This is a genomic window from Bacteroidetes bacterium endosymbiont of Geopemphigus sp. (genome assembly GCF_002904345.1).
In the GTDB taxonomy this organism is placed as follows: domain Bacteria; phylum Bacteroidota; class Bacteroidia; order Flavobacteriales; family Blattabacteriaceae; genus GSPS2-BC2016.
In genome coordinates this window covers 113,852-136,035 of the sequence record NZ_PEIH01000004.1, presented here as the reverse complement: position 1 = coordinate 136,035, position 22,184 = coordinate 113,852, and the positions used below count along the sequence as shown (strand labels likewise).

The window sequence follows — 22,184 nt, the reverse complement described above, 5'->3', positions numbered from 1 at the left end:
TTCAACTGGCAAAGATATTAAATATAAAAGAGAGCCTGCTCTAGGTAAGCATAACGATCCTCAGAAAATTTAACTAAGAAATTTATGCAGATGTTTAAAGACTTCCCCAGCAGGCGCTTTTTCATAAAGAATTTTATAAACCGCCCGCGCAATGGGCATGGATAATGAATCATTGCCGATGAGATTTATAACACCTTTCGTGGCGAAAAAACCCTCCGCTATCATAGGCATCTCAGAGAGTGCCTCTGAAACGGCACATCCCTTGCCAATGGTATATCCCAATGTTCTGTTGCGACTCAAAGAAGAGTAGGAGGTAACCAACAAATCGCCCAGGTAAGACGATCGATTGATATCTCTAGTCTGAGGGCAAAAAACCTCCAGAAAAGAGGCCATCTCTTGCATGGCATTTGATATAAGAACTGCCTGAAAATTATCTCCATAACCAAGGCCATTGGCCATACCTACAGCAAGAGCAAATATATTTTTTAATACTACAGCATACTCAATACCCATAACATCATCCGATACACAAACGCTTACATAAGGGCGTTTTAGAGTTCCAGCGATGAATCGCGCTTGAGAAATATCATTAAAGGCCACCGTTAAATAAGATAAACGCTCCATGGCGACTTCCTCGGCATGGCAAGGCCCTGAGAGGATACCTATATCACTTGAATTAATATTACAAGCAGTTTTTAGATAATCGCTTACCAGATTCGTATCATCTGGCAAGAGCCCTTTAATGGAGGAAATCCATTTCTTTTCTTTAAATAAAGAGTGAGCTACCCCCTGAAAGGTATCTTTGAGAAAGATAGAAGGCATAGCTAATACGATGATTTGATAATCTCTTATGAGGCTGCTCAACTCTGCACGTATATCTAAACGATGCACATGAAATCCTACAGAGCTAAGATAAGAGGGATTACGACCAAACCTTTGAATATGGGAAGCGATCTTTTCTGATCGCACCCACCAGCCTACTTTAGGAAGATTTTCAGAAAATATTTTAACCAAAGCGGTTGCCCAACTGCCGCTCCCTATAACGGCAACATTTGTAGAGGTAGGCTCTCTGCACATTTGAAAAGAAAAGTTATTAATAGATAATCATTACTTATGGGATGCAATTTCGACTTAAAAGTCGGAACTTTGTAACTATCGATTTAATTCATCATTTTTTGTACAAAAAACTTTTTGGAGATACCATTATCTACGGCATAGGCGCCGTTCTTCCACGTCTGATTAATTATGGCTTTTTAAAGTTCTTTACAAGCGTTTTGGATAAAGAAGGCTTTTCCTTCTATGCCGATATGTATGCTATTTCGTTTTTATTGATCAGTATACTGACTTTTGGACTTGAAAGCGCTTATTTTCGTTTTGTTTATAAACAAAAAAATACCGACCGCAATAAAGTGTTCTCCAGTGGCATTCTCAGCCTTTTGTTCATCGCGCTGACCTTCCTGACTATCGTCATGTTCTTTGTAAAAGAAATCTCATATTTTGCAGGTTACGAAGCTCATCGGGAATATTTCTCGATGTTTTTTTTGATTATCTTTTTCGAAACCATCTCTAGCCTTCCTATGGCTTGGCTGCGTATTCACAACAAAGCGCTTCGATATACGCTTATACGAATTATAAATGCGTGTCTGCAAGCTTTTGTCACATTTTGGCTGTTGAGCGGAAATAGCGAATCTCCTGCAGATTTCTTCAGTTTTTTAAACGGAATTAAAGGATATACGGATAAAACCGGTTATATATTTTATGCAAATATGATCGCCTCCATTATAAGCTTTCTTTGCTTGTTCGATATAATTATAAAGATCCGTTTTAAAAAATTCCGACTGAAGCTTGCCCTGGAAATGCTCGCTTATGGTACATCCATTATGCTCGGAACACTGGCCTTTGCCATAAATGAAAACTTAGATAAGATCCTCATTAAAAGATGGCTTTCAGATGAAGTCAACGGCGCTTATGCTGCCTGCTATAGAATAGCGGCCTTTATGGCTCTGTATGCCACAGCTTTTCGATTAGGCATAGAGCCCTTCTATTTTAGAAAAGCTAAAGACGCTAACGCGAAAGAAACCTATAGTCAATTGACCTATCTTTTTACATTGTTTGGGACGGTTTTCTTTGCGTTATTATGGAGCAATTTGAACTGGATTAGCCATTTTATGATCGGAGCGAACTATCAAAGTGCTCGAAACATCATACCCGTTATAATGATGGCCAATTTGTTTCTAGGCATCTATACAAATCTCTCTATCACTTATAAAGTAAAGGATCGACCCATCATCGGAACTTATATATCCCTTATTGGAGCCTTAGTAACTGTTTTATCAAATTTTTTGATGATACAACAACTAGGATATGTTGCCTCAGCCTGGGGGACATTGGTCTCTTATGGAAGTATGATGTTGATCTCCTATTGGTGGGGACAAAAATACTACAGAATAAATTACCCGGTAACGCAGTTGTGCGGTCATCTTATTCTAGGTGTTTTGGTAGGTTATTGCTTGGGAGAAAAATTTCCATATTATAACGTTATAGGACAATTGCTATATTTGTATGTCGTCTTTTTTATAGAAAAATCAACATTGATAAAAATATTACATGGGTAAATTAAAAATAAAAATACGAAATGTTTCTTCCAACACACTTCCTCGATATGAAACCGAAGGGGCTGCCGGAATGGATCTTAAGGCTCATCTGGAATCTCCCATACTTTTAGAGCCTATGGAGCGGAAAGCTATACCAACAGGAATTTATATAGAACTGCCCAAAGGATACGAAGCGCAAATCCGACCGAGAAGCGGCTTAGCTTTAAAAAAAGGCATCAGCTGTGCCAACGCACTGGGTACTATAGACAGTGACTATCGAGGGGAAATAAAAGTATTACTCATAAATCTTTCTAAAGAGATTTTTGAAATACAGTCAGGAAAGAGAATCGCCCAGATGGTGATCAAAAAGTATACTCAGGTTGAATGGCAAGAAACCAAAGAATTGCAAGAGAGCAATCGTGGAGAAAAAGGTTTTGGAAGTACAGGGATGTAAAACTTAAAAAGCTATGAAAATAATTATACCTATGGCAGGAAAAGGCTCACGACTGCGGCCGCATACCCTTACTGTTCCCAAACCATTGATCCCCATTGCAGGGAAGCCTATTGTTCAAAGACTGGTGGAAGAGATTCATCGGATACTTAAAAAAGACGTCAAAGAAGTAGCCTTTATCATCGGAGACTTTGGTCGTGAGACGGAAGAACAATTGCTTCATATCACCCGGAAACTCGGCGTAAAAGGTCGAATTTTCCGTCAGGAAAAGCCCCTCGGTACCGCTCATGCTTTGCTTTGCGCGCAAGAATTTTTGGAAGGCCCTGTAATCATTGCTTTTGCCGATACCCTTTTCAAGGCGAATTTCAGCCTGGAAACTCCAGCTGAAGGCCTTATATGGACTTCACAAGTGTCGAATCCACAAGCTTTTGGAGTAGTTACTTATGATGAGAAAGGTTATATAACAGGCTTCGTTGAAAAACCTGATGAGTTTGTCTCTGATTTGGCTATCATAGGAATCTATTACATAAAAGAAGGAAAAAAATTAAAGAATGAACTTCAATATCTGATAGATAAAGATTTGAAAGATAAGGGGGAATATCAACTTACAGACGTTCTAGAGAATATGCGAAAAAAAGGCATACGATTTTCACATAGAAAAGTTGATAAGTGGATGGACTGTGGTAATAAATCAGCTATTATCGATACCAACACTAAAGTACTTGAATTTGAACATGCGGATAAATCCTCTTATAGCTATAATGCCACGATTAAAAACAGTCTTATCATAGAGCCCTGTTTTATAGGAGAAGGCGCGATGATTGAAAACAGTAAAATCGGACCCTTTGTATCGATAGGTAAGCACACTCAGGTAAAAAATAGTAATATAGAGACCTCACTGATACAAAATCACACGGAGATCATCCATGCCAATTTATCCAATTCGATGATCGGAAATAGCACTCATTATCAGGGAGTTACAAGAGAAATCAGTTTAGGGGATTATTCTGTGTTTGATTTTTAAAATTCAGTCGATGCATAAAGACAGAGATTATCTATGGAAAGGGATAGCATTCATTCTGATAGCAATGATCTGCGCTTGCAAAGCGCCGGAAAAATTGGTTGACAAAAAACCTGAGCTTTTAAAATTAATAAGTATTTTAAAACAATATCGGGAGAAGAATCAAATTAAAGCGAAAAGTATTAGTCTAAAGGGAAAAATTCAACTCCTGAGCAAAGGAAAGGACTATCGTGTTAACGCGAAGATGCGCATTGAAAAGGGAGAAAAAATATGGGTTAGCGCCTCTTTTCTGGGTTTTGAGGTGGGAAGAGCATTGATTCAGCCGCATCAGACAGAAGCTTATGAAAAACTTCAAAGAACTTTTCTGAAAGGAGATTTTTCTTTAGCTGGAAAATATTTGAAAGCCTATTTTTTCAATTATTCTCAATTGGAAAATCTTCTTTTGGGCAGATCCTTATTTCAGATAGATGCCGAAAACTATGCTCTTTCGATGAGTGAAAACATTTATAAGTTGCGTTCAACTTCCTCAAAACTCACTACAAACAGCGGAGATCAAGTAAAAGGGTATACTGATAAGCTTGAAATAGATGGAAACTTTCATCTAAAAAAAGAGATCATCAAGCTTAGCGATGGAGAAAAAATAAGTGTCTTCTTTGAAAATTGGGAAAAGGTAAACGAGGAGTATTTTCCTGGCACACTTCGTGTATTTGTTAATGATCAAATCCAGCCCATACTATCTGTAGATCTTCAGGAGATCAAAATTGACGGTTCTATGCCTGATATCTCATTTTCCATACCCGAGGGCTATACAGAAAGGCAGCTCTAAATATGTGTTCCGGATATATAAGGTTTTACTCTTTGAATTGATGATCTTCTCAAAAGTGTTCACGCTGGACGTATGTGCTCAGGGAAAATCGGGACTTCAAAAAAAAACCAGACCTTTAAGTCAGAGATCAAAAAGATCAATCTGGAAATCCAGAAAAATAAAAAAGAATTTTTCAGCACACTTCATCAGCTCAATGCACTTTCGAGAAAGATAAACATTCGCACTGAACTTATTGAAACAATCCAAAAGGAATGTAAAAAAATTAAGAGCGCCATTGGCTAATGAAAATATAAAATCATGGAAAACTGAAAGAGGAATTGATTTTATTAAAAGACACCTATAAAACATATACTTATCAAATCTTATAAAAACAAATCTATTAAAGGTTCATTATTGAATTTTATCCTCTGAAAAGATTACAGAGGTTTTTAAAAGAATGAAGTATTTAAAGACGTACATCGATTTTCAAAAAGATAAGGCTACAAAGTATTCGCGAAAAACAAATTTCTCTTGGGTAGCATCTTAAGCAACTGTAGGAGGGAAACAAGCAAAAAAAAGCAGGTTATGCAGAGTCAGAAAAAAGAAAAGCATACTCTTGAATCTGAAAAACTCGAACAGAACGAACCTGCAGAGACTTTACAAAAAAAAGTGTAAAAACCTCATAGCCACAACAAGCAAAAACAGGCAAGAGAGCTCGATAGGCAAATTCAATCGTTGTGATCGCCAGAGAAATTCGATTAGCTAAGCTTAAAGCGCAACGAGAAGCAAAAAAAAGATGTGAATAGGTAGAGCGCGCTCGCAAAGCTCAGAGAGCTTCGGGCAAGAAAACGCCGGTGAACCGCTTTCCTGAGAGACGACTCTCGAGCGAAGAGAGTGCTTTAATCCGTAAATGTCGTCTTCCCTGGCCTGTGATTCAAGGAATAGTTGTTAACCATTTCGGACGACAAGTTTATCCAGACCTCGAAGGGATTTATAGATAACAGCGGTGTAGATATTCGAACTTCCAGGAGCGCTCAGGAAAGAGTCGTATTTGAAGGAATCGTCAGTGCGGTGTACTTTACAAGCGGAGGAGGGAAGGCTTTATTAACCCAGCATGGAAATTATTACACGGTATACAACAATCTACAAGAGGTATATGTACACAAAGGAAGTAAGATAAAGATGAACCAATCTATAGGAGAAGTGTATACGAATTCTCAAGGAGATACTCTTTTAACTTTTCAAGTTTGGTACAATACCAGCAAACAAAATCCCCCACAGTGGATCAAAGGTCTATAAAAAATGTTAAATTTACCTTTAAACATTATAAAAATAATTATGACATCTACAGTTTTAGGAAGCTTTGGCACCAGTCAATTGCTTGTCATCATTGCGCTTGGTCTTCTTTTGTTTGGTGGAAAAAAAATTCCCGAACTTATGAAAGGTTTAGGAATAGGATTGAGAGAATTTAAAAAAGCTACGCAAGGCGAAGCTGAAGAAGCTAAAAAAACCGAACAAAAGTATTCTGATGACGAGAAAAAAAATAAAGAAGATCTTTCCGCTTCAAAATAACTTTAAAATTTGTTACGCAGAGATGATTTATCCATTTGTGCTCATGCGAATAACGTTATATGCTTAAAAAAAGCAACCGACAGATTCTAGGTTTACTTTTTTTTACTACCACTATTTCCCGTTGCTTAATTTAATCGAGATCTCGACAAAAAAGATACTATTGATAATAATCAGTTGATTATGAATTGATCTGATCTTCAATATATTCTTTATATACATAGACCTATGGAAGGATGGATTTCAGGAGTCGAGGCTTTTCTCAAAAAAAGAAAACAAGAACACTATCAATAACTATACATAAGTCCTGATCAACTCAAAGAGCACCTTAAAAAACTCTAGCAGTTATGTAAAATGAATATTTTCATATATACCGGATCGGTACATGCTGTCGTGGAAAGTTACCTAAGAATAAGAAAGCATATGGGAAAATATTTTCGTTAGCTGAATTTTATTCCTCCTTGTTTAAAAGGGCACTGGAAAAGTACAATATTCCCAAAGAATTAAAGTACCTAGCTATTGTGGAGTCAAATCTGAATTCACGAATTACCTCTAGCGCAGCAGGAACTCATGGTTTATGGAAATTCATGCCAGCGACGGGACGCATGTATGACCTCAATAAAATACCTTACATGATGATAGAAACGATCCGGTAAAATCTACGGAAGCAGCCGACCGATATTTAACATCTGGGAAACTGGGCATTTTTGTTTTAGCAGCTTACAATTCCGGGACCGGAACCGTTCGTGCGATAAGTCGTCAGGGAACGCGTGATTTTCGGGAACTTAGCAAAACTCTTCCTAAAGAAACCAGAAATTATATCCCCAAATTCATTGCGATCAACTATGTGATGATTACTATAAAGAGCATCATATCGAAGCTGAAAATCTACCTGTGAGCTAATCAGATAGCTTCAGTTACGATTCATGAAAAAAATACACCTGGGTATTCTGACTAAGGAACTCGAAATTTCACGTGAAGAACTCACTTTTCTCAATCTCTAGTATAATTTGGGTGTTATTCCCGGAGGTCAACAAAATCCCTTGCGTCTGCCTAAAAACACAAGCTCGTCAATTTTTATGCAAAAAAAATGGAAATTTATACCACTTCTCAAGCTTATCAAATTTCAAATCAGTCCAGAACAACCCGAAATCGTGTAGCCTTTATAAAAAAAAATGCTGGAAAAAACTTACATTCAGGCAAGAATGAAATTTCCGATGGCAAAAGTAGAAAGCAAAAGTTTTCTTGCTCAACAAGGAGTTCTCGCAGAAAAAACACAAGCGCTCGTAAAAAGAAAAAATGATCTCTTCCATGGAAAAGCCAACTTTCACGCAAAGATGCTGGAACATTTTTAATGAGAGTCTATTAAATTATCATTTACATGATAGTATTCAGGCGCCTTTTTTTAGTACTTATACAAAGGGTAGCATAGAAAATCTACTGTACAAAAAAAACTGGATTGACACTGTACAATGGCATATGGAAGATCTCATCAGAATGCCAGGTATCAAAGCCGAGGAAGGACTATCGCTGAAAAGATCTATTGATGATTCCAATCAAAAACGCACTGACTTGGTAGAAAAGATCGATGATTGGTTTGTTGTTCGCTACAGAAATGTTTTGTTAGATAAAGATGCCAAAATAAACACTGAAAGTCCGGCATGGGCTCTGGATAGACTCTCTATATTGGCTCTTAAAATCTACCACATGCATGAGCAGATCTCGCGTACAGAAGTCTCCTTTACACATCGCAAAAAATGCAGAGAAAAATTACAAATACTAAAAGAGCAACAAGAGGACTTATGTACATCTATAGAAGAATTTCTTGAAGATTTGCAAAATGGTAAAAAAAAGATGAAAATCTACAGACAGATGAAAATGTACAATGATGAAAATCTCAATCCCGTTCTTTACAAGAAAGAATAAATGAAGCAAGAGAGAAAGAATATTCTCATCATACGCAATAGTTCGCTGGGAGATATTGTCATTTCCTTGCCCCTTGTAAATGCGCTTTGTCAAAAATACCCAAAACATCATTTTATATTTCTTACCAAGAAGAAATTCGCGCCTTTATTTAAAGCCTTTCCACATTTAAAGGTATTTTTACTAGAAGATGATGCGAAACATAAAGGTTTTTTTGGTCTTTTAACCTTATATAGAGAACTAAAAGCAATAGGTATTTATCAAATTGCCGATCTACATGGTGTACTTCGCTCTCAAATATTATGCTTTTTTTTTCGGAACTATCAAAAAATAGAGACTTCCGTAATTAAAAAATACAGGAAAGAGAGGAAATCTCTCACTAGAAAATACGGTAAAAAATTTCAGCCGTTACTACCTATAATAGAACGCTATGCGGAGGTTTTCAAAAAACTTGGTCTAGAAGTTAAAAAAGATTTTTCACCCCCTAAAACCGCCACACTGGCTTGGGTAGAAAAATTTCTGGGCCTTAAAAAGAATGAAAAATGGATAGGAATTGCTCCTTTTGCCCATTATAGTGAAAAAACCTATCCTCTTGATAAAATGGAGCGCGTTATAGCAACTCTTGATAAAAAAGATCTTAAAATTTTTCTCTTTGGAGGTGGAGCTCACCAAAAAAATGTCGCTTTGAACTGGGCCAAAAAGTTTACAAAAGTGATCGATATTATCGGACGATTCGATCTGTCTGAGGAACTTTATATCATGAACAAATTGGATCTGATACTTACAATGGATTCTTCTAATATGCACTTAGCTTCTATGATGGGCACAAGGGTAATCTCTATATGGGGAGCAACACATCCTTTTGCAGGCTTTTATGGATATCAACAAAATCCTGTGGATGCTATACAATCATCGCTTTCCTGCCGTCCGTGCTCGATTTTCGGGGAGCGAAAATGCTGGCGCAAAGACCAGGCTTGTCTACAGGAGTTAACAGAAAAAATGATTATCGATAAAGTATGTCAGATATTAAAGATCTCTTCATAAACGACTTTTAACAGTATCTCCTTTTGCAACACATAAGTTTTCTTTCTTCTTATCGAGTTGTAAAAAAATCGAGTCACCTTTACAAATCTTTTCATTTATAATTTGCTCAGCGACCAAATCTTCAACAAATCTCTGCAAGGCGCGCTTCAAAGGACGTGCTCCATAATCTTTATCGTATCCTTTCTCTGCGATAAAAATTTTGGCCTCTTTAGAAATATGTAAATCATAACCCAGCTGAGAAGTGCGATCGGAAAGCTTTTTCAATTCTATATCAATAATTTTATAAATATCTCCCTTCTTAAGAGAATTGAAAATGACGATGTCATCTATACGATTTAAAAATTCCGGCGCAAAAGCGCGCTTTAAGGCGTTATATATAGTACCTTTTAGATGTTTATCGGAGTTCTTTTCTCTAGCAGCTGTGCCAAAGCCTATACCTGCTCCAAAATCCTTAAGCTCACGGGTTCCTATGTTAGAGGTTAGAATAATAATAGTATTTCTAAAATCTATTTTCCGTCCTAAACCATCGGTGATATGACCATCATCGAGCATTTGTAGCAAAAGATTGAACACATCTGGATGGGCCTTTTCGATTTCATCGAGTAAGATTACCGAATAAGGCTTGCGACGGATAATCTCAGTAAGTTGTCCTCCCTCTTCATAACCTACATATCCCGGAGGAGCGCCTACTAATCTGGAAATGGTGAATTTTTCCATATATTCACTCATATCTATACGTACTAAAGCATCTTCGCTATCAAAAAGTTCCCGTGCCAGCACTTTTGCCAATTGTGTTTTTCCAACACCGGTTTGTCCCAGAAATATAAAGGTTCCTATCGGACGATGAGGATCCTTTAATCCTGTTCTGTTGCGTTGTATAGCTTTTATCGTCTTCTCAACAGCCTCATCCTGCCCTATAATGTTTAGCTTGATAAGCTCGGGCATATGAATCAATTTTTTCATCTCGGCTTGCACCACACGACTTACAGGTACGCCACTCATCATGGACACCACCTCTGCAACGTTCTCTTGCGAGACGACCTCACGATGTTCCTTAGAAGCTTCTTCCCAATGTTTCTGAAAATCAGCTAATTCTCTTTCGATATTTTTCTCTTTGTCTCTAAGATGCGCAGCCTCTTCGTATTTTTGACTCTTTACCATTTTAGATTTCTCTTCCCGAATGGTCTCGAGCTTTTTCTCTAAAGAAATTATTTCTTTAGGAACTTTGATATTTTTTATGTGCACTCGAGAGCCGGCTTCATCAAGCGCATCGATAGCTTTATCAGGTAAGTAACGATCGGTAATATACCGTACGGTAAGCTTTACACAAGCCTCAATAGCTTCATCAGTATATACGACATTATGATGCATTTCATATTTGTTTTTTATACGGCTAAGGATTTCTATGGTTTCCTCCTCGGAGGTAGGTTCTATGAGAACTTTTTGAAAACGTCGCGCTAATGCACCATCTTTCTCTATACATTTCCTGTACTCATCTAAAGTAGTTGCCCCGACACATTGAATTTCACCCCGCGCCAAAGCAGGCTTGAAAATATTGGACGCATCTAGGGAACCCTGGGCTCCCCCTGCTCCAACGATCATATGAATCTCATCGATGAACAATATAATACCTTTGTTTTTTTCAAGCTCATTCATACAGGCCTTCATGCGCTCTTCAAACTGTCCTCTATATTTCGTTCCAGCTACCAAACCGGTTAAATCCAGGGTTAAGACTCGCTTATTGTAAAGCAACCTGGAAACTTTTCGCTGTACTATACGAAGTGCTAAACCCTCAGCGATAGCGGATTTTCCAACACCCGGCTGACCGATAAGCAAGGGATTATTTTTCTTTCGCCGGCTGAGAATCTGAGAGACTCGTTCAACTTCTTTTTCACGACCTACCACCGGATCCAATTTTCCTTGCACAGCCATTAACGTAAGATCTCGGCCGAAATTATCTAAAACCGGTGTTTTGCTTTTTGTGGATGTTCCTATAGAATAAGAATCTTCCCTGTAAGAAGGATTTCCCTCGACTTCTTCATCAGAATAAACGGCCTCCGACACGGAGTCTCTTTCAATATTCTCCTGGTGCTGAAGCTTAGCCTTTTCCATGACCCTTTCATAGTCCAGGTCAAATTTACCCAAGAGCTTAGTTATCGGGTCATTTGCATTACGCAATATACATAAGAGCAAATGAGCTGTGTTAATGGTTTTGGATTGAAACAACTTAGCTTCTAAAAAGGTGGTTTTTAAAACACGCTCCACCTGTTTGGTCATTTCAATACCTTTATTTTTATTTTCTCCCGCAAGCGGACGGGGTGGAGCCAGAGTTTCTATCTTTTTCCTAACTTCCTGCAGATTTACTTCTAATGAATAAAAAATGTCTATGGCTTTGCCTTCTCCCTTGCGCAATATACCTAACAATAAATGCTCTGTACCTATCTGCTCATGGCCTAGACGCAGGGCCTCTTCTTTACTATATATCAAAACATCCTTGAGATTTGATGAAAAATTATCACCCATGATATTATTATTTAAAATTTATCAAAACTATATTTTTGTTCCTCTTGAGTAGAAGCTATAAATCATGCCAATAGCAAGCTTTCGTTTCTATTCATTTAAATTCTGCCAAAATGGCTCATTTTTTTATTTTCACGTGAAAATACCTAAATCTTTAACAGATAAGTTAGCCCAACGCCATAAACATCGGAATCATAGGATTTTGGAATGTTTACCTGAACATACTATTGATTTTTTATCGAACGACTATCTCGGTCTTACAAGAAACTTTAAAATAAAGTCCCTTACTATACAGACTCTCAAAGAATGGAAAAAGTTCGGAGCAGGTGGATCACGTCTGATCAGTGGAGAGTCTTGTTTTTATAAAAATCTTGAGAAAGAACTATCTCAATTTTACAATGGCACCTCTGCTCTTCTGTTTAATTCTGGATACAATGCTAATATAGGTATTTTTTCTTGTATTGCGCAACGCAAAGATAGTATTATATTTGACGAATACATTCACAATTCGATATATAATGGCATAAGATTAAATTTCTCTGAAAAACTTAAATTCAAACATAATGACCTTCAAGAACTCGAGAAGAAACTTTGTAAAGCGCAGGGAACGAAATATGTTGTAGTGGAAAGCCTTTATTCTATGAGTGGAACTCTGGCTCCCTTGAAAGAAATCGTTCAGCTATGCAAAAATTATCCCGAAACTTTCCTTATCGTAGATGAAGCCCACAGTGGGGGAATTTACGGTCCTAAGGGTGAAGGAAGAGTAGTAGAGTTAGGTTTAGAGGATGAGGTTTTTGCAAGGATCTACACTTTTGGAAAAGCTTTTGGTGCTTTTGGCGCGGCAGTTATAGGATCGAAAGAATTAAAAGACTATCTGGTAAATTTCGCGCCCTCTTTTATTTATACCACCGCCCTTCCTCTGGCTGTATTAGCCCAAATACAAGCGGCACACAGGCATCTTATAAATTCATCGAGCGAACGTGAAACACTGTGGGATAATTTCAGATACTTTCGTAAAAGTACCTCTCGAGAAAAACTGGAAGAATATATTCCGTCCCTTGAAGGACCTATACAAGTATTTTTATTAAAAAAAGAGGAAGAATTACGCAGACTGGAAAAAAAATTACGAACAAATGGCTATGGGGTAAAAGCTATATTGCCTCCAACCGTAGCCGAAGGAAAGTCTCGCCTTCGTATATGCCTTCACAGTTTTAACACACCTGAGCAGATAGATAAATTGCTCGCTTTAATAGAATATCATCTAGATAGAAAATGAAAGAAATACATAAAATATTTATTACCGGGATAGGAACGGAAGTCGGAAAGACGATCGTTTCCGCCATATTTGCGCAAGCTCTCAAGGCTGATTATTGGAAACCTATACAATGCGGAGATCTTCAAAATAGTGATACAAAAAAAGTAAGCTCAATGATTCAAAACGAAAAAAGCCGTTTTCATCCCGAAACTTACCGATTGCATCATCCGCTCTCTCCACATGCAGCGGCAAGACTTGAGAATATCACTTTAAAAAAAGAAAAGATTCAAGCGCCTTCTACCTCAAATCATTTAATCATCGAAGGCGCAGGAGGCCTGTTGGTGCCACTATCCGAGAGATATACTATAGCTGATTTGATTCAAACTGATTACAAAGTGATTCTGGTGTCCAGACATTACCTGGGTAGCATTAACCACACTTTATTATCCTTAAACTATTTAAAAGAAATAAATATAGCTAAAATAGGATTGATTTTTAATGGGAAAGCACAGTCCTCGACAGAAAATATTATCCGGGAACATTGCAAATTTCCCCTCATCGGAAGACTCAATGAGGAAGACTATTTGAATATTACTATCATCAAAAATTATGCAAACATATGGCAAAAAACTATTCTAAAATGGTTAGAAAATCAGTCATAAAAATCTAAACTCAGAGCTTCTTTGAGCCGTTCGAGTTGAGGATTCTTTTTTGACAAAAAAGCAAATTTTTCTTCAGGGGTATAAACAGTTTTTTTCTCTTGAAAAGCTTTGACACGCGTTTCAAAATATAGATGAAAGTTGTTCAAATGATATCGTAGATGATTCAATATAGGTTCGCATATTGTAGAAAATTCCGTCAGAGCTGCTCTTGAAGAAAAGTATAAAATTACTAAGTTATCTTCAGAGAATTCATATTCTACAGCGCTTAAGACATGCCGAAGTGAAGAGTTTTCAGAAGGTATTTGATATCTGGAAAATGCCTCCCAGGCCTTTCTAAAATCTTTTTTTGAGTAAGATTCTTTGGCTAAGGGTGTTTCTACAACAGCAGATGTAGCAGGTAGAGGGTCTTTAAGGGCCTCGCGAATACTAAAAGACACTGAAGCAGAACCCTCCACAGGAGATTTCTTCCAGGTCTTGTCCGAAAGCGTACCGGATGGGGATAAAAGAGGTTCTTTCTTTACAGATTTCGATATTTCCTTGATAAAGACTTTTCTTTGAAAGGGTTTTTCCTTAGGAGATGTAACAGAGGCAGAAGAAGGTATTCCAAGTTTTGAACCAGATATCATCTCGTTTGCATTCGATGCAATTTTTGAAAGAACTCCAGAATGGAGAGGAATATTATTTTTTTTTTCGCCCTGAGTATTCGCATTGCCGAAAGAGGTCAGCTGCATCAGCGAAATCTCCAGTGAAAGACGAGAATTTAGGCTTAACTTAGAATCCATTTCAGCACGCTGACAGACCTGCAAGGCCTTTAGTAAAAAATCCGTCGAAGTATAAGAAGCTTGCTCGATATATCTGGCTTGCATAGCCTCCGGCATTTCTATCAAGGAAAGGCTTTTTGAACCGGAAGCCATCATAAGATGTCTTAAGTGCTCGGCCAAACCAGCAATAAAAATCCGTCCATCGAAGCCTTCTTGCAATATTTCATTAAATAGCGCTAAAACCGCTCTGATATCATGAATAAGTATCAACTCTGTAGCCTTAAAATAATATTCTTGATCAAGAATACCCAATTGTTCCCTGACCTGAGATGATGTCAGGTTTTTTCCGGAAAAAGAGATCAGACGGTCAAAAATCGAAAGGGCATCACGAAGAGCTCCATCGGCACGCTGAGCAATCAGATGAAGAGCTTCTTGTTCTGTTTTTATACCCTCAGCCTTGGCAATTTTTTCTAATTGTTTGTAGATATCTTCCAGAGAAATACGCCGGAAATCATATACTTGACAGCGTGAAAGAATGGTAGAAAGAACTTTATGCTTTTCAGTGGTAGCCAATACGAAAATAGCATGTGCAGGGGGCTCTTCGAGCGTTTTTAAAAAGGCGTTGAAAGCTGCCTGAGATAGCATGTGTACCTCATCGATAATATAAATTTTGTATCGCCCTTGTTGTGGAGCAAAGCGCAATTGATCTATAAGAGCACGTATACCATCCACTGAGTTGTTGGAAGCGGCATCGAGCTCAAAAATATTAAAATCATTCGAGATGCTATCCGATGTTTGATATAAGCCATTGATTTTCTTAGCCAGGATACGAGCACAAGTGGTTTTTCCTACCCCGCGAGGACCACAAAACAAAAGAGCTTGAGCTAAACGTCCACTTCTAATAGCACGATCCAGGGTATCTGTAATGGATTTTTGCCCCACCACATCCTCGAAATCCGCGGGGCGATATTTTCTGGATGAAACGACATAGACTTGCTTTTGCATACAGATAAAAAAAGGTTTTTCTCTAAGATAAATTTAACTAAGCGCCTCTTGAATTTTCTCGGCAGCTTCTTTTAAAGTGATAACCGAATGTACTCGCAAGCCACTCTGGTTGATCATATTTTTAGCCTGCTCGGCATTGGTTCCTTGTAAACGAACGATAAGCGGTACAGAAAAACTTTCCTTCATATTATTATAAGCATCGATAATACCCTGCGCCACACGATCACAACGGACGATACCTCCGAAAATATTAATCAGAATAGCACAAACAGATTCATCCTTCAAAATAATGCGAAAAGCTTTCTCCACGCGCTCTGCATCGGCAGTACCCCCCACATCTAAAAAATTCGCCGGACTACCACCCGAGAGTTTGATCATATCCATCGTAGCCATAGCCAGGCCCGCTCCGTTGACCATACAACCTACATTACCATGAAGTTTTACAAAATTCATACCCGCTCTGGAGGCTTCCACCTCTGCGGGATCTTCCTCATCCGTATCACGCATAGCCGCATACTCAGAATGTCTGTAAAGGGCATTATCATCTAGCACTACTTTAGCGTCTACGGCCATAATCTGATCGTCCGAGGTTTTTAGCATCGGATTGATTTCAAAAAGGGAGGCATCTGAGGCCACATAAGCTTCATAAAGGGCTTTAATAAAGCAAACGAACTCCTTAAAAGCCTTACCGTTCAAATCAAGGTAAAAAGCGATTTTTCGCGCCTGAAAGTCCCGTATACCAAAAGCCGGATCGATTTCTTCAGTGAATATTTTTTCAGGATTCTTCTCGGCTACTTCTTCAATATCCATTCCTCCCTGACTAGAGTATACGATCATATTTTTCCCTTTAGTGCGGTCCATTAGCATTGAAACATAATATTCTTTAGGTGCCGAGGCACCCGGATAATAAACATCCTGAGCAATCATCACGCGATGCACGAGTTTGCCTTCTTTGGAAGTCTGTGGAGTGATCAAACGCATGCCAAGAATTTGTGAAGATTTTTCACGCACCTCATCAAGGGACTTAGCAATTTTCACACCGCCGCCTTTTCCACGGCCGCCGGCATGAATCTGAGCTTTTACAGCCCACAGAGAGGAGTCGCTCTCTGTGGCGATTTTTTCTGCTGCACTTACCGCTTCATCCGGAGTAAGGACTACTATCCCCATGGGAACTTTTACTCCAAATGAATGGAGAATATCTTTTCCTTGGTATTCGTGTAAATTCATGATGCAAATTTATAGGCTTTACAAATGTAGGAAAAACATTTTGCAGGATTTTTTATGTTTATATTTGAAAAACTTTTTTTTATGATTCAAGCGCGGAGCATTTATAAATCCTTCGGATCTTTAGAGGTGCTGAAAGGTGTTGATATAGATATACAAGAAGGTGAAGTGGTCTCTATAACGGGAGACTCTGGATCCGGCAAAAGTACTTTGCTTCAGATATTGGGCAGCTTAGAGCGTCTCACGCTGCGCAAAGGGGTAAATACAAAACTAAAATTACTTGGGCAAGATATTCAAAGTCTTTCAAATAAGGAACTTGCAGAGCTTCGCAATACATCCATAGGCTTTATCTTTCAGTTTCACCATCTCTTGCCTGAATTCACAGCTTTAGAAAACGTATGCTTACCGGGTTATATAGGTAATCGCGAAAAAAAATCCCTGCAAAAAGAAGCAAAAGAATTGCTCGAGCAACTCGGCCTCGGAGAGAGGCTAGGTCATAAACCTGCAGTTCTCTCGGGAGGCGAACAGCAACGCGTGGCCATCGCCAGGGCGCTGATTAACCATCCAAAAGTGATTTTTGCTGATGAGCCTTCTGGAAATCTGGATGCTAAGAATTCCCGAGAGCTACACGAGCTCTTTTTTTCCTTGCGCGAGCGTTTTAAACAAGCATTTCTTATCGTAACACACAACCCAGAGCTTGCAGAGAGGGCCGACAGGCAGCTTCATATGCACGAAGGAAATCTTATTTGAGAGATTAGTGAAAAAAGATCAATTAAAAATATTCCTCGATCAAAAGCTAGATAGTCAGAGGGGATAAAAGTAGAGTAGATCTGGGTCTGTGGAAAAATCCATCTCCTTCTGAACTCTCTTGTTCTTTAGATGTACTCTCGGGAAGAGTAGCCAGAAAACTTGGCTTACTATCTCGCAAAACGAACGATATTGATTCGGTCATGGAATTAAACGGAGAATTAAGAAATATGAATAAAAAAGATCCCATGAAATACGATTTTGCTCTTTTTGGTCTGGGAGCTTTTAAAAATTTCAAAGCCGAATGATTTTTATATAATGCCGCCTTGGCAGATACTTTATTAAAAAATATTTATAGATCATGCAATTTATAGACAGTCTTTCTGTCAAACATATAATAAGAAAACCTTCAAAATTAACTGAAAAACCTCCTTTATTTCTAATGATTCACGGCTATGGAAGCCACGAAAATGATCTCTTTGCGATCGCGAGGGAGCTTCCGCCGAATTTCTTTGTCGTCAGTTTGCGCGGCTTTTATTCTATAGGGCCGAATAGTTTTTCCTGGTATAACATTCAAATGTCGGCAGAGGGAATTTCCTCAGATATCAATCAGGCATTGATCTCACGAGATAAGATCATAAGTTTTATAAAGGAGGTTCTTGTTCATTACCGGCTTGATGAAAAAAACGTATGGTTATGCGGATTCAGCCAGGGAGCGATTTTGAGCTATGCCATTGCCCTTTCAAAACCTCAAGAGGTACATAAAGTTATTGCTTTAAGTGGATTTCCATACCAAGAACTCCTTCCTGAAAATATAGATAATGACTTTTCTTCTCTTGATTTTTTCATATCCCATGGGATACACGATGAGATCATTCCTATAAATTGGGCAAAAAAAGGTCCGGGACTGCTTGAAAAACATCATATTTGTCATACTTATAAAGAATATGAAGAGGGACACGAATTGAATGAATCAAATTATAAAGATATGCTCGAATGGATCGCTAATCGTTGAGATTTCAAGTTTGCTCATTCTCATAAATAGAATCTATGCATAAATATTTTAAGATACTCATTACTTTTTCACTACTTATAGGAACCATATTCGCTTTTAAGAAAAGCGAATATGGTTTGGGCATTTTCTTCATATTTCTAAGCGCGATACCTGTTTTTCTATTTTTTAGAAACGAGTACTTATTACTAGGGTTTTTCCGTATACGAAAACAAGATATGGAGGGACTCGGAAAATGGTTGGGTCATGTAAAAAATCCTAAATCACAACTCATTAAAAGTCAAAGAGCTTATTATTATTTTCTTAGCGGGATACTCACGGCGCAATCCAACATCACACAATCAGAGAAGCATATGAAAAAGGCCCTGGAGATCGGCTTGAAATTTAAACACGATAGGGCCATGGCAAAATTAAATCTTTCGGCGGCAGCCTTAAGCAACGGTCACAAAAGACAAGCCGAAATCTTGCTTTCCGAAGCCAGAGATCTCGACAGCGCGGGTATCCTGAGCGAGCAGATCAAAATGATGAGAGAGCAGATGAAAAGAGTCAATATAGGCCGAAATCTACAAAATCCAAATATGCGCCAAGCCCGAAAATTCTTCTAAGAAAACCTTTACTCTGAAGGTTCATTTTCTGAAGATTTTAAAGAGGATTTAAAACGAACGATCCATACTCCTTTGTTGGTATACCCTCCCCCGTATATTTTTTCATACTGAAATTTATTAGCTACGCGAGAACGTGGTTTAGTGTCCATAGAGCGCAAAATTTTTTTGTTTTCGGTAAGTCGCTCAAGAATATCATAAGCTACGTCAAAACCCAACAATTTATATTTATCCGGCATTTTCTTATCATTAAATCCTAAAGTTTCCAGAACTTTCCTGTCAGTTTCGGTATGTTTATTAACATGATATTTCATGGTGAAAACTATTCCATAGTTTTTAAGCCAAGTAAGATTGTTATAATAAACAGGATTATATCCTACGCCTAAAGGGAAGAGTTGTTCGGGTCTAAAACGCCGAATACCTTCGATAAAAGCCTTACCCATATCGGGTTTATCACAGATAAGGATGGCGATAAAAGGAGAAGCGTCCAAAGGGACTTTTGAAAGTTTGTCAACACTTAAGATTTGCAACTGTGGACGCCATTTTAAGAGTTGATCACGTAAATAAGTCGTGGTAACCTCTTCCTGAGATGTGCTGAGCAGGTATATTGTCTGAGTCTTTAATGAAGAGTTTTTAATTTCCTCTATTATAGGATCGGCCAGAAACTGATCCCTTACTTCAGCCTGAATAACATTTGGATAGGTGTCTAAAGATTCTGATGAAGCAAGAGGCGAGATTACAGGAATTCTTTGCTTTTGAAGGGCTTGTGCCACCTGTTCTACGCTAGATCGAAAAAAAGGACCTATAACGGCATGCACTTGAGAAAAATCATAGGCGTTTAAAAAATTTTCTACTTTTTTTTTGTTATTCTCCGTGTCAAAAAGTTTCACATGAATAGATTTTCTTAAAGATAATAAATCGATGGCGTATTTGGCTCCGGAGTAAAAATCGGCTGCATGTTGACTAAGTTCCTGATTTTTTTCAGGCGTTTTTTCATACAAAGGAAGTAACATAACTATGTTAAGGTTTTCTGTCAGTGACATCTTTTTCGTATTATCTTCCAGTCTGATATCTTTATTTCCACTGCTCATGGGTATTTTTAAAATCATGCCAGCTTTCAATCCATAGGTAAGTTCCGAGTTGTTTTGCAACAGCTTAGAAAGATTTAGTTTATAGGTACGTACAATAGTAAACAAAGTATCCCCTTCTTTTACTGAGTATCTTATAAAACCATCTTCAGGATAGGCTGTTACAGAGCGAACAAGTTCCTTAGGAAGGATTTTCAGAACTTCCTGATGAGCTGATTTTACAGGCTGAGAAATTTCTCCATCTGATGATGGAATGCGTAAAAGAATACCCGTTTTAAGGCCATTTCTTATCTCAGGATTAAGAAGTAAAAGTGTCTCCTGAGAAACTCTAAAACGCCTACTAAGGCTATAAATAGTTTCTTTAGGCTGTACCTCATAAACAGATATTTTAGAATCAGTTAAGCGAATAATATCGCCCAATTGAATGGAATTCCCTATTATTTGCGGATTTAATCGAGTAATTTCCTCAATACTAAGATTGTATTGTTTGTTAAGACCGTAAAGTGTATCACCTTCTTGCACCTTATGTGTAGTTTGCGCATACACAAGAGAACATAGAAAAAAGATAGAGGTAAGAAGGACATTTTTTGTATTTTTCATTATAAAAATTGTTCCCCACGATTCATCTTCAAATCATTGATATAAATCTTGAGTTGTTGCTCATTTTCTTTTTTGCATATCAATAGGGCTTTCTCAGTATCCACTATTATATAATCATTTAAACCTTCTATAATAGCTGCTTTGGAACTTTGAAGAAAAACTATATTGTCCTTAGCTTCATAAAATAAAATCTTTTTCCCAACACAGGCATTCCCATTTTTATCTTTGGAAATTTTCTCATAAAGAGTACCCCAAGTACCCAAATCGCTCCAGCCAAAATCAGCCTCAATAACATAAACATTTTGGGCACGCTCTAATATTCCATAATCGATGGAAATGCACTGAAGGGTAGGAAAAATAGCCTCTATGGCTTGTACTTCTTTAATACTATCGAATGTATCGACAATTTCTGAAAACGGAGTAAATATTTCTGGTAAATAAATTTCAAAAGCTTTAAGAATTGTTTTTGTATGCCATATAAAAATACCGGAGTTCCATAAAAAATCACCTGATTCAAGAAATTGCTCTGCAATCTCGCAAGCAGGCTTTTCAACAAAAGTTTTGACTTTTTTTATAGAATTCGAACCTCCAGGATGAAATTGTATATACCCATAACCTGGATCAGGACGGGTTGGAGTAATACCAAGAGTGATAAGAATCTCTCTATGAGCGGCCTTTTGAAAAGCACAAATGAGGATTTCAAAAAAACGCGCTTCCTCAAGGATAAGATGATCTGAAGGCGCAACAAAAACAATAGCCCATTTATCAAGCTTATGAATCTTAAATGAGGCATACGCGATACTAGGCGCCGTATTTCTTATGAAAGGCTCTAGCATCAAATTGCTCTCCTTAAGTTCAGGAAGCTGCTTTAAAACTAAATCTTTATAATCAGACTGGGTAACTAAAAAAATGTTTTCTATACGTATAAGTGCTTTTACCCGTGTAAAGGTTTGTTGTATGAGCGTTTTTCCAGTACCTAATATATCGTGGAATTGTTTAGGATAGACCCTTGTGCTCATAGGCCAAAAACGACTACCAATACCTCCACATAAAATTAAACAATAATGGTGTCGATTACTCATAACTTTATCGATCTTTCTTGCTAAGAAAACAACTGAAAGGTACTACTTTGTCGATCTGTTAACAAACAAAATCTATTCTGGATATTTATTTCTCCTTTACTAAAATTAATAAAAATCGTGTTAAAAGGGAGCTTTTAGTATGGAAGCTATCGAACGTTATCTACAAGAGATATGTAAAGAATCTCTTAAACGTAACTATCATTTTAACTCCAATAAAGT

The 22,184-nt window shown here is 37.7% G+C and carries 22 protein-coding genes and 1 pseudogene; 17 read left to right on the top strand and 6 right to left on the bottom strand.

What is annotated here, in order from left to right; genetic code table 11:
- Nucleotides 1-69: 69 nt before the first annotated feature.
- Nucleotides 70-1,077 (bottom strand): NAD(P)H-dependent glycerol-3-phosphate dehydrogenase, encoded by a 1,008-nt coding sequence (locus tag CS842_RS01035; RefSeq protein WP_103326913.1) that lies wholly within the window; start codon nucleotides 1,075-1,077, stop codon nucleotides 70-72.
- Between the two features lie 41 nt (nucleotides 1,078-1,118).
- Here CS842_RS01035 and CS842_RS01030 point away from each other — a divergent pair, with 41 nt between their 5' ends.
- From CS842_RS01030 to CS842_RS00975, 11 genes and pseudogenes are all read left to right on the top strand, one after another.
- Nucleotides 1,119-2,615 carry a lipopolysaccharide biosynthesis protein gene (locus tag CS842_RS01030; protein ID WP_103326911.1) on the top strand — a complete coding sequence of 499 codons (1,497 nt, stop codon included), beginning with the start codon at nucleotides 1,119-1,121 and terminating at the stop codon, nucleotides 2,613-2,615.
- Entirely contained in the window at nucleotides 2,608-3,048 is a 441-nt protein-coding gene (gene dut / locus CS842_RS01025) for a dUTP diphosphatase (protein WP_103326909.1), read from the top strand. Before CS842_RS01030 ends, dut begins: the two co-directional genes overlap by 8 nt.
- Nucleotides 3,049-3,061: 13 nt before the next feature.
- The gene (locus CS842_RS01020) at nucleotides 3,062-4,069 is read left to right on the top strand and encodes a sugar phosphate nucleotidyltransferase (RefSeq protein WP_103326908.1); all 1,008 of its coding nucleotides are present in this window, start codon (nucleotides 3,062-3,064) and stop codon (nucleotides 4,067-4,069) included.
- Between the two features lie 10 nt (nucleotides 4,070-4,079).
- A complete protein-coding gene (gene lolB1 / locus CS842_RS01015; protein ID WP_146037414.1) occupies nucleotides 4,080-4,892 on the top strand; it encodes a lipoprotein insertase outer membrane protein LolB1 in 813 nt (270 codons plus the stop codon).
- 72 nt (nucleotides 4,893-4,964) lie between these two features.
- Nucleotides 4,965-5,174: a hypothetical protein gene (locus CS842_RS01010; protein WP_103326904.1), complete on the top strand. Its 210-nt coding sequence runs from the start codon at nucleotides 4,965-4,967 to the stop codon at nucleotides 5,172-5,174.
- A 642-nt stretch (nucleotides 5,175-5,816) separates the two neighbouring features.
- Nucleotides 5,817-6,170 (top strand): murein hydrolase activator EnvC family protein, encoded by a 354-nt coding sequence (locus CS842_RS01000; protein WP_103326900.1) that lies wholly within the window; start codon nucleotides 5,817-5,819, stop codon nucleotides 6,168-6,170.
- Nucleotides 6,171-6,209: 39 nt separating this feature from the next.
- Entirely contained in the window at nucleotides 6,210-6,443 is a 234-nt protein-coding gene (locus tag CS842_RS00995) for a Sec-independent protein translocase subunit TatA/TatB (RefSeq protein ID WP_103326898.1), read from the top strand.
- A gap of 458 nt (nucleotides 6,444-6,901) precedes the next feature.
- Nucleotides 6,902-7,096 carry a transglycosylase SLT domain-containing protein gene (locus tag CS842_RS07695; protein ID WP_195909813.1) on the top strand — a complete coding sequence of 65 codons (195 nt, stop codon included), beginning with the start codon at nucleotides 6,902-6,904 and terminating at the stop codon, nucleotides 7,094-7,096.
- A gap of 38 nt (nucleotides 7,097-7,134) precedes the next feature.
- Nucleotides 7,135-7,338, top strand: a pseudogene (locus CS842_RS07690) (lysozyme family protein); the annotation flags it as partial.
- Nucleotides 7,339-7,751: 413 nt separating this feature from the next.
- On the top strand, nucleotides 7,752-8,366 hold the full coding sequence (locus CS842_RS00980) for a DUF4254 domain-containing protein (RefSeq protein ID WP_103327026.1): 615 nt from the start codon (nucleotides 7,752-7,754) through the stop codon (nucleotides 8,364-8,366).
- Nucleotides 8,367-9,407, top strand: a complete 1,041-nt coding sequence (locus tag CS842_RS00975) for a glycosyltransferase family 9 protein (RefSeq protein ID WP_103326892.1) — start codon at nucleotides 8,367-8,369, stop codon at nucleotides 9,405-9,407.
- On the opposite strand, the gene CS842_RS00970 is transcribed toward CS842_RS00975, so the two are convergent.
- Entirely contained in the window at nucleotides 9,402-11,930 is a 2,529-nt protein-coding gene (locus CS842_RS00970) for an ATP-dependent Clp protease ATP-binding subunit (RefSeq protein WP_103326890.1), read from the bottom strand. The two genes, CS842_RS00975 and CS842_RS00970, sit on opposite strands and share 6 nt — an antisense overlap.
- A 199-nt stretch (nucleotides 11,931-12,129) precedes the next feature.
- Here CS842_RS00970 and CS842_RS00965 point away from each other — a divergent pair, with 199 nt between their 5' ends.
- Together CS842_RS00965 and bioD are read left to right on the top strand one after the other, a co-directional pair.
- Nucleotides 12,130-13,203, top strand: coding sequence for an aminotransferase class I/II-fold pyridoxal phosphate-dependent enzyme (locus CS842_RS00965; RefSeq protein ID WP_195909812.1), 1,074 nt, complete (start codon nucleotides 12,130-12,132; stop codon nucleotides 13,201-13,203).
- Nucleotides 13,200-13,844: a dethiobiotin synthase gene (gene bioD / locus CS842_RS00960; protein WP_103326886.1), complete on the top strand. Its 645-nt coding sequence runs from the start codon at nucleotides 13,200-13,202 to the stop codon at nucleotides 13,842-13,844. The genes CS842_RS00965 and bioD overlap by 4 nt, the downstream gene beginning before the upstream one ends.
- On the opposite strand, the gene dnaX is transcribed toward bioD, so the two are convergent.
- Both dnaX and sucC read right to left on the bottom strand, forming a co-directional pair.
- A complete protein-coding gene (dnaX, locus tag CS842_RS00955) occupies nucleotides 13,835-15,610 on the bottom strand; it encodes a DNA polymerase III subunit gamma/tau (RefSeq protein WP_103326884.1) in 1,776 nt (591 codons plus the stop codon). The two genes, bioD and dnaX, sit on opposite strands and share 10 nt — an antisense overlap.
- A gap of 33 nt (nucleotides 15,611-15,643) precedes the next feature.
- Nucleotides 15,644-16,837, bottom strand: coding sequence for an ADP-forming succinate--CoA ligase subunit beta (gene sucC, locus CS842_RS00950; RefSeq protein ID WP_103326882.1), 1,194 nt, complete (start codon nucleotides 16,835-16,837; stop codon nucleotides 15,644-15,646).
- Nucleotides 16,838-16,918: 81 nt separating this feature from the next.
- Between sucC and CS842_RS00945 the strand changes: the two genes are divergently transcribed.
- From CS842_RS00945 to CS842_RS00930, 4 genes are read left to right on the top strand one after another with little or no spacing between them, the layout of a single operon-like run.
- A complete protein-coding gene (locus CS842_RS00945) occupies nucleotides 16,919-17,584 on the top strand; it encodes an ABC transporter ATP-binding protein (protein ID WP_103327024.1) in 666 nt (221 codons plus the stop codon).
- Between the two features lie 50 nt (nucleotides 17,585-17,634).
- Nucleotides 17,635-17,889, top strand: coding sequence for a DUF2400 family protein (locus tag CS842_RS00940; protein WP_103326880.1), 255 nt, complete (start codon nucleotides 17,635-17,637; stop codon nucleotides 17,887-17,889).
- Between the two features lie 53 nt (nucleotides 17,890-17,942).
- Nucleotides 17,943-18,596, top strand: a complete 654-nt coding sequence (locus tag CS842_RS00935; RefSeq protein ID WP_103326879.1) for an alpha/beta hydrolase — start codon at nucleotides 17,943-17,945, stop codon at nucleotides 18,594-18,596.
- Between the two features lie 35 nt (nucleotides 18,597-18,631).
- The gene (locus CS842_RS00930; RefSeq protein ID WP_103326877.1) at nucleotides 18,632-19,198 is read left to right on the top strand and encodes a hypothetical protein; all 567 of its coding nucleotides are present in this window, start codon (nucleotides 18,632-18,634) and stop codon (nucleotides 19,196-19,198) included.
- Between the two features lie 8 nt (nucleotides 19,199-19,206).
- On the opposite strand, the gene CS842_RS00925 is transcribed toward CS842_RS00930, so the two are convergent.
- On the bottom strand, nucleotides 19,207-20,883 hold the full coding sequence (locus CS842_RS00925) for a LysM peptidoglycan-binding domain-containing protein (protein WP_103326875.1): 1,677 nt from the start codon (nucleotides 20,881-20,883) through the stop codon (nucleotides 19,207-19,209).
- Nucleotides 20,883-21,965 carry a mannose-1-phosphate guanylyltransferase gene (locus CS842_RS00920; protein ID WP_103326873.1) on the bottom strand — a complete coding sequence of 361 codons (1,083 nt, stop codon included), beginning with the start codon at nucleotides 21,963-21,965 and terminating at the stop codon, nucleotides 20,883-20,885. The genes CS842_RS00925 and CS842_RS00920 overlap by 1 nt, the downstream gene beginning before the upstream one ends.
- Nucleotides 21,966-22,184: the final 219 nt, after the last annotated feature.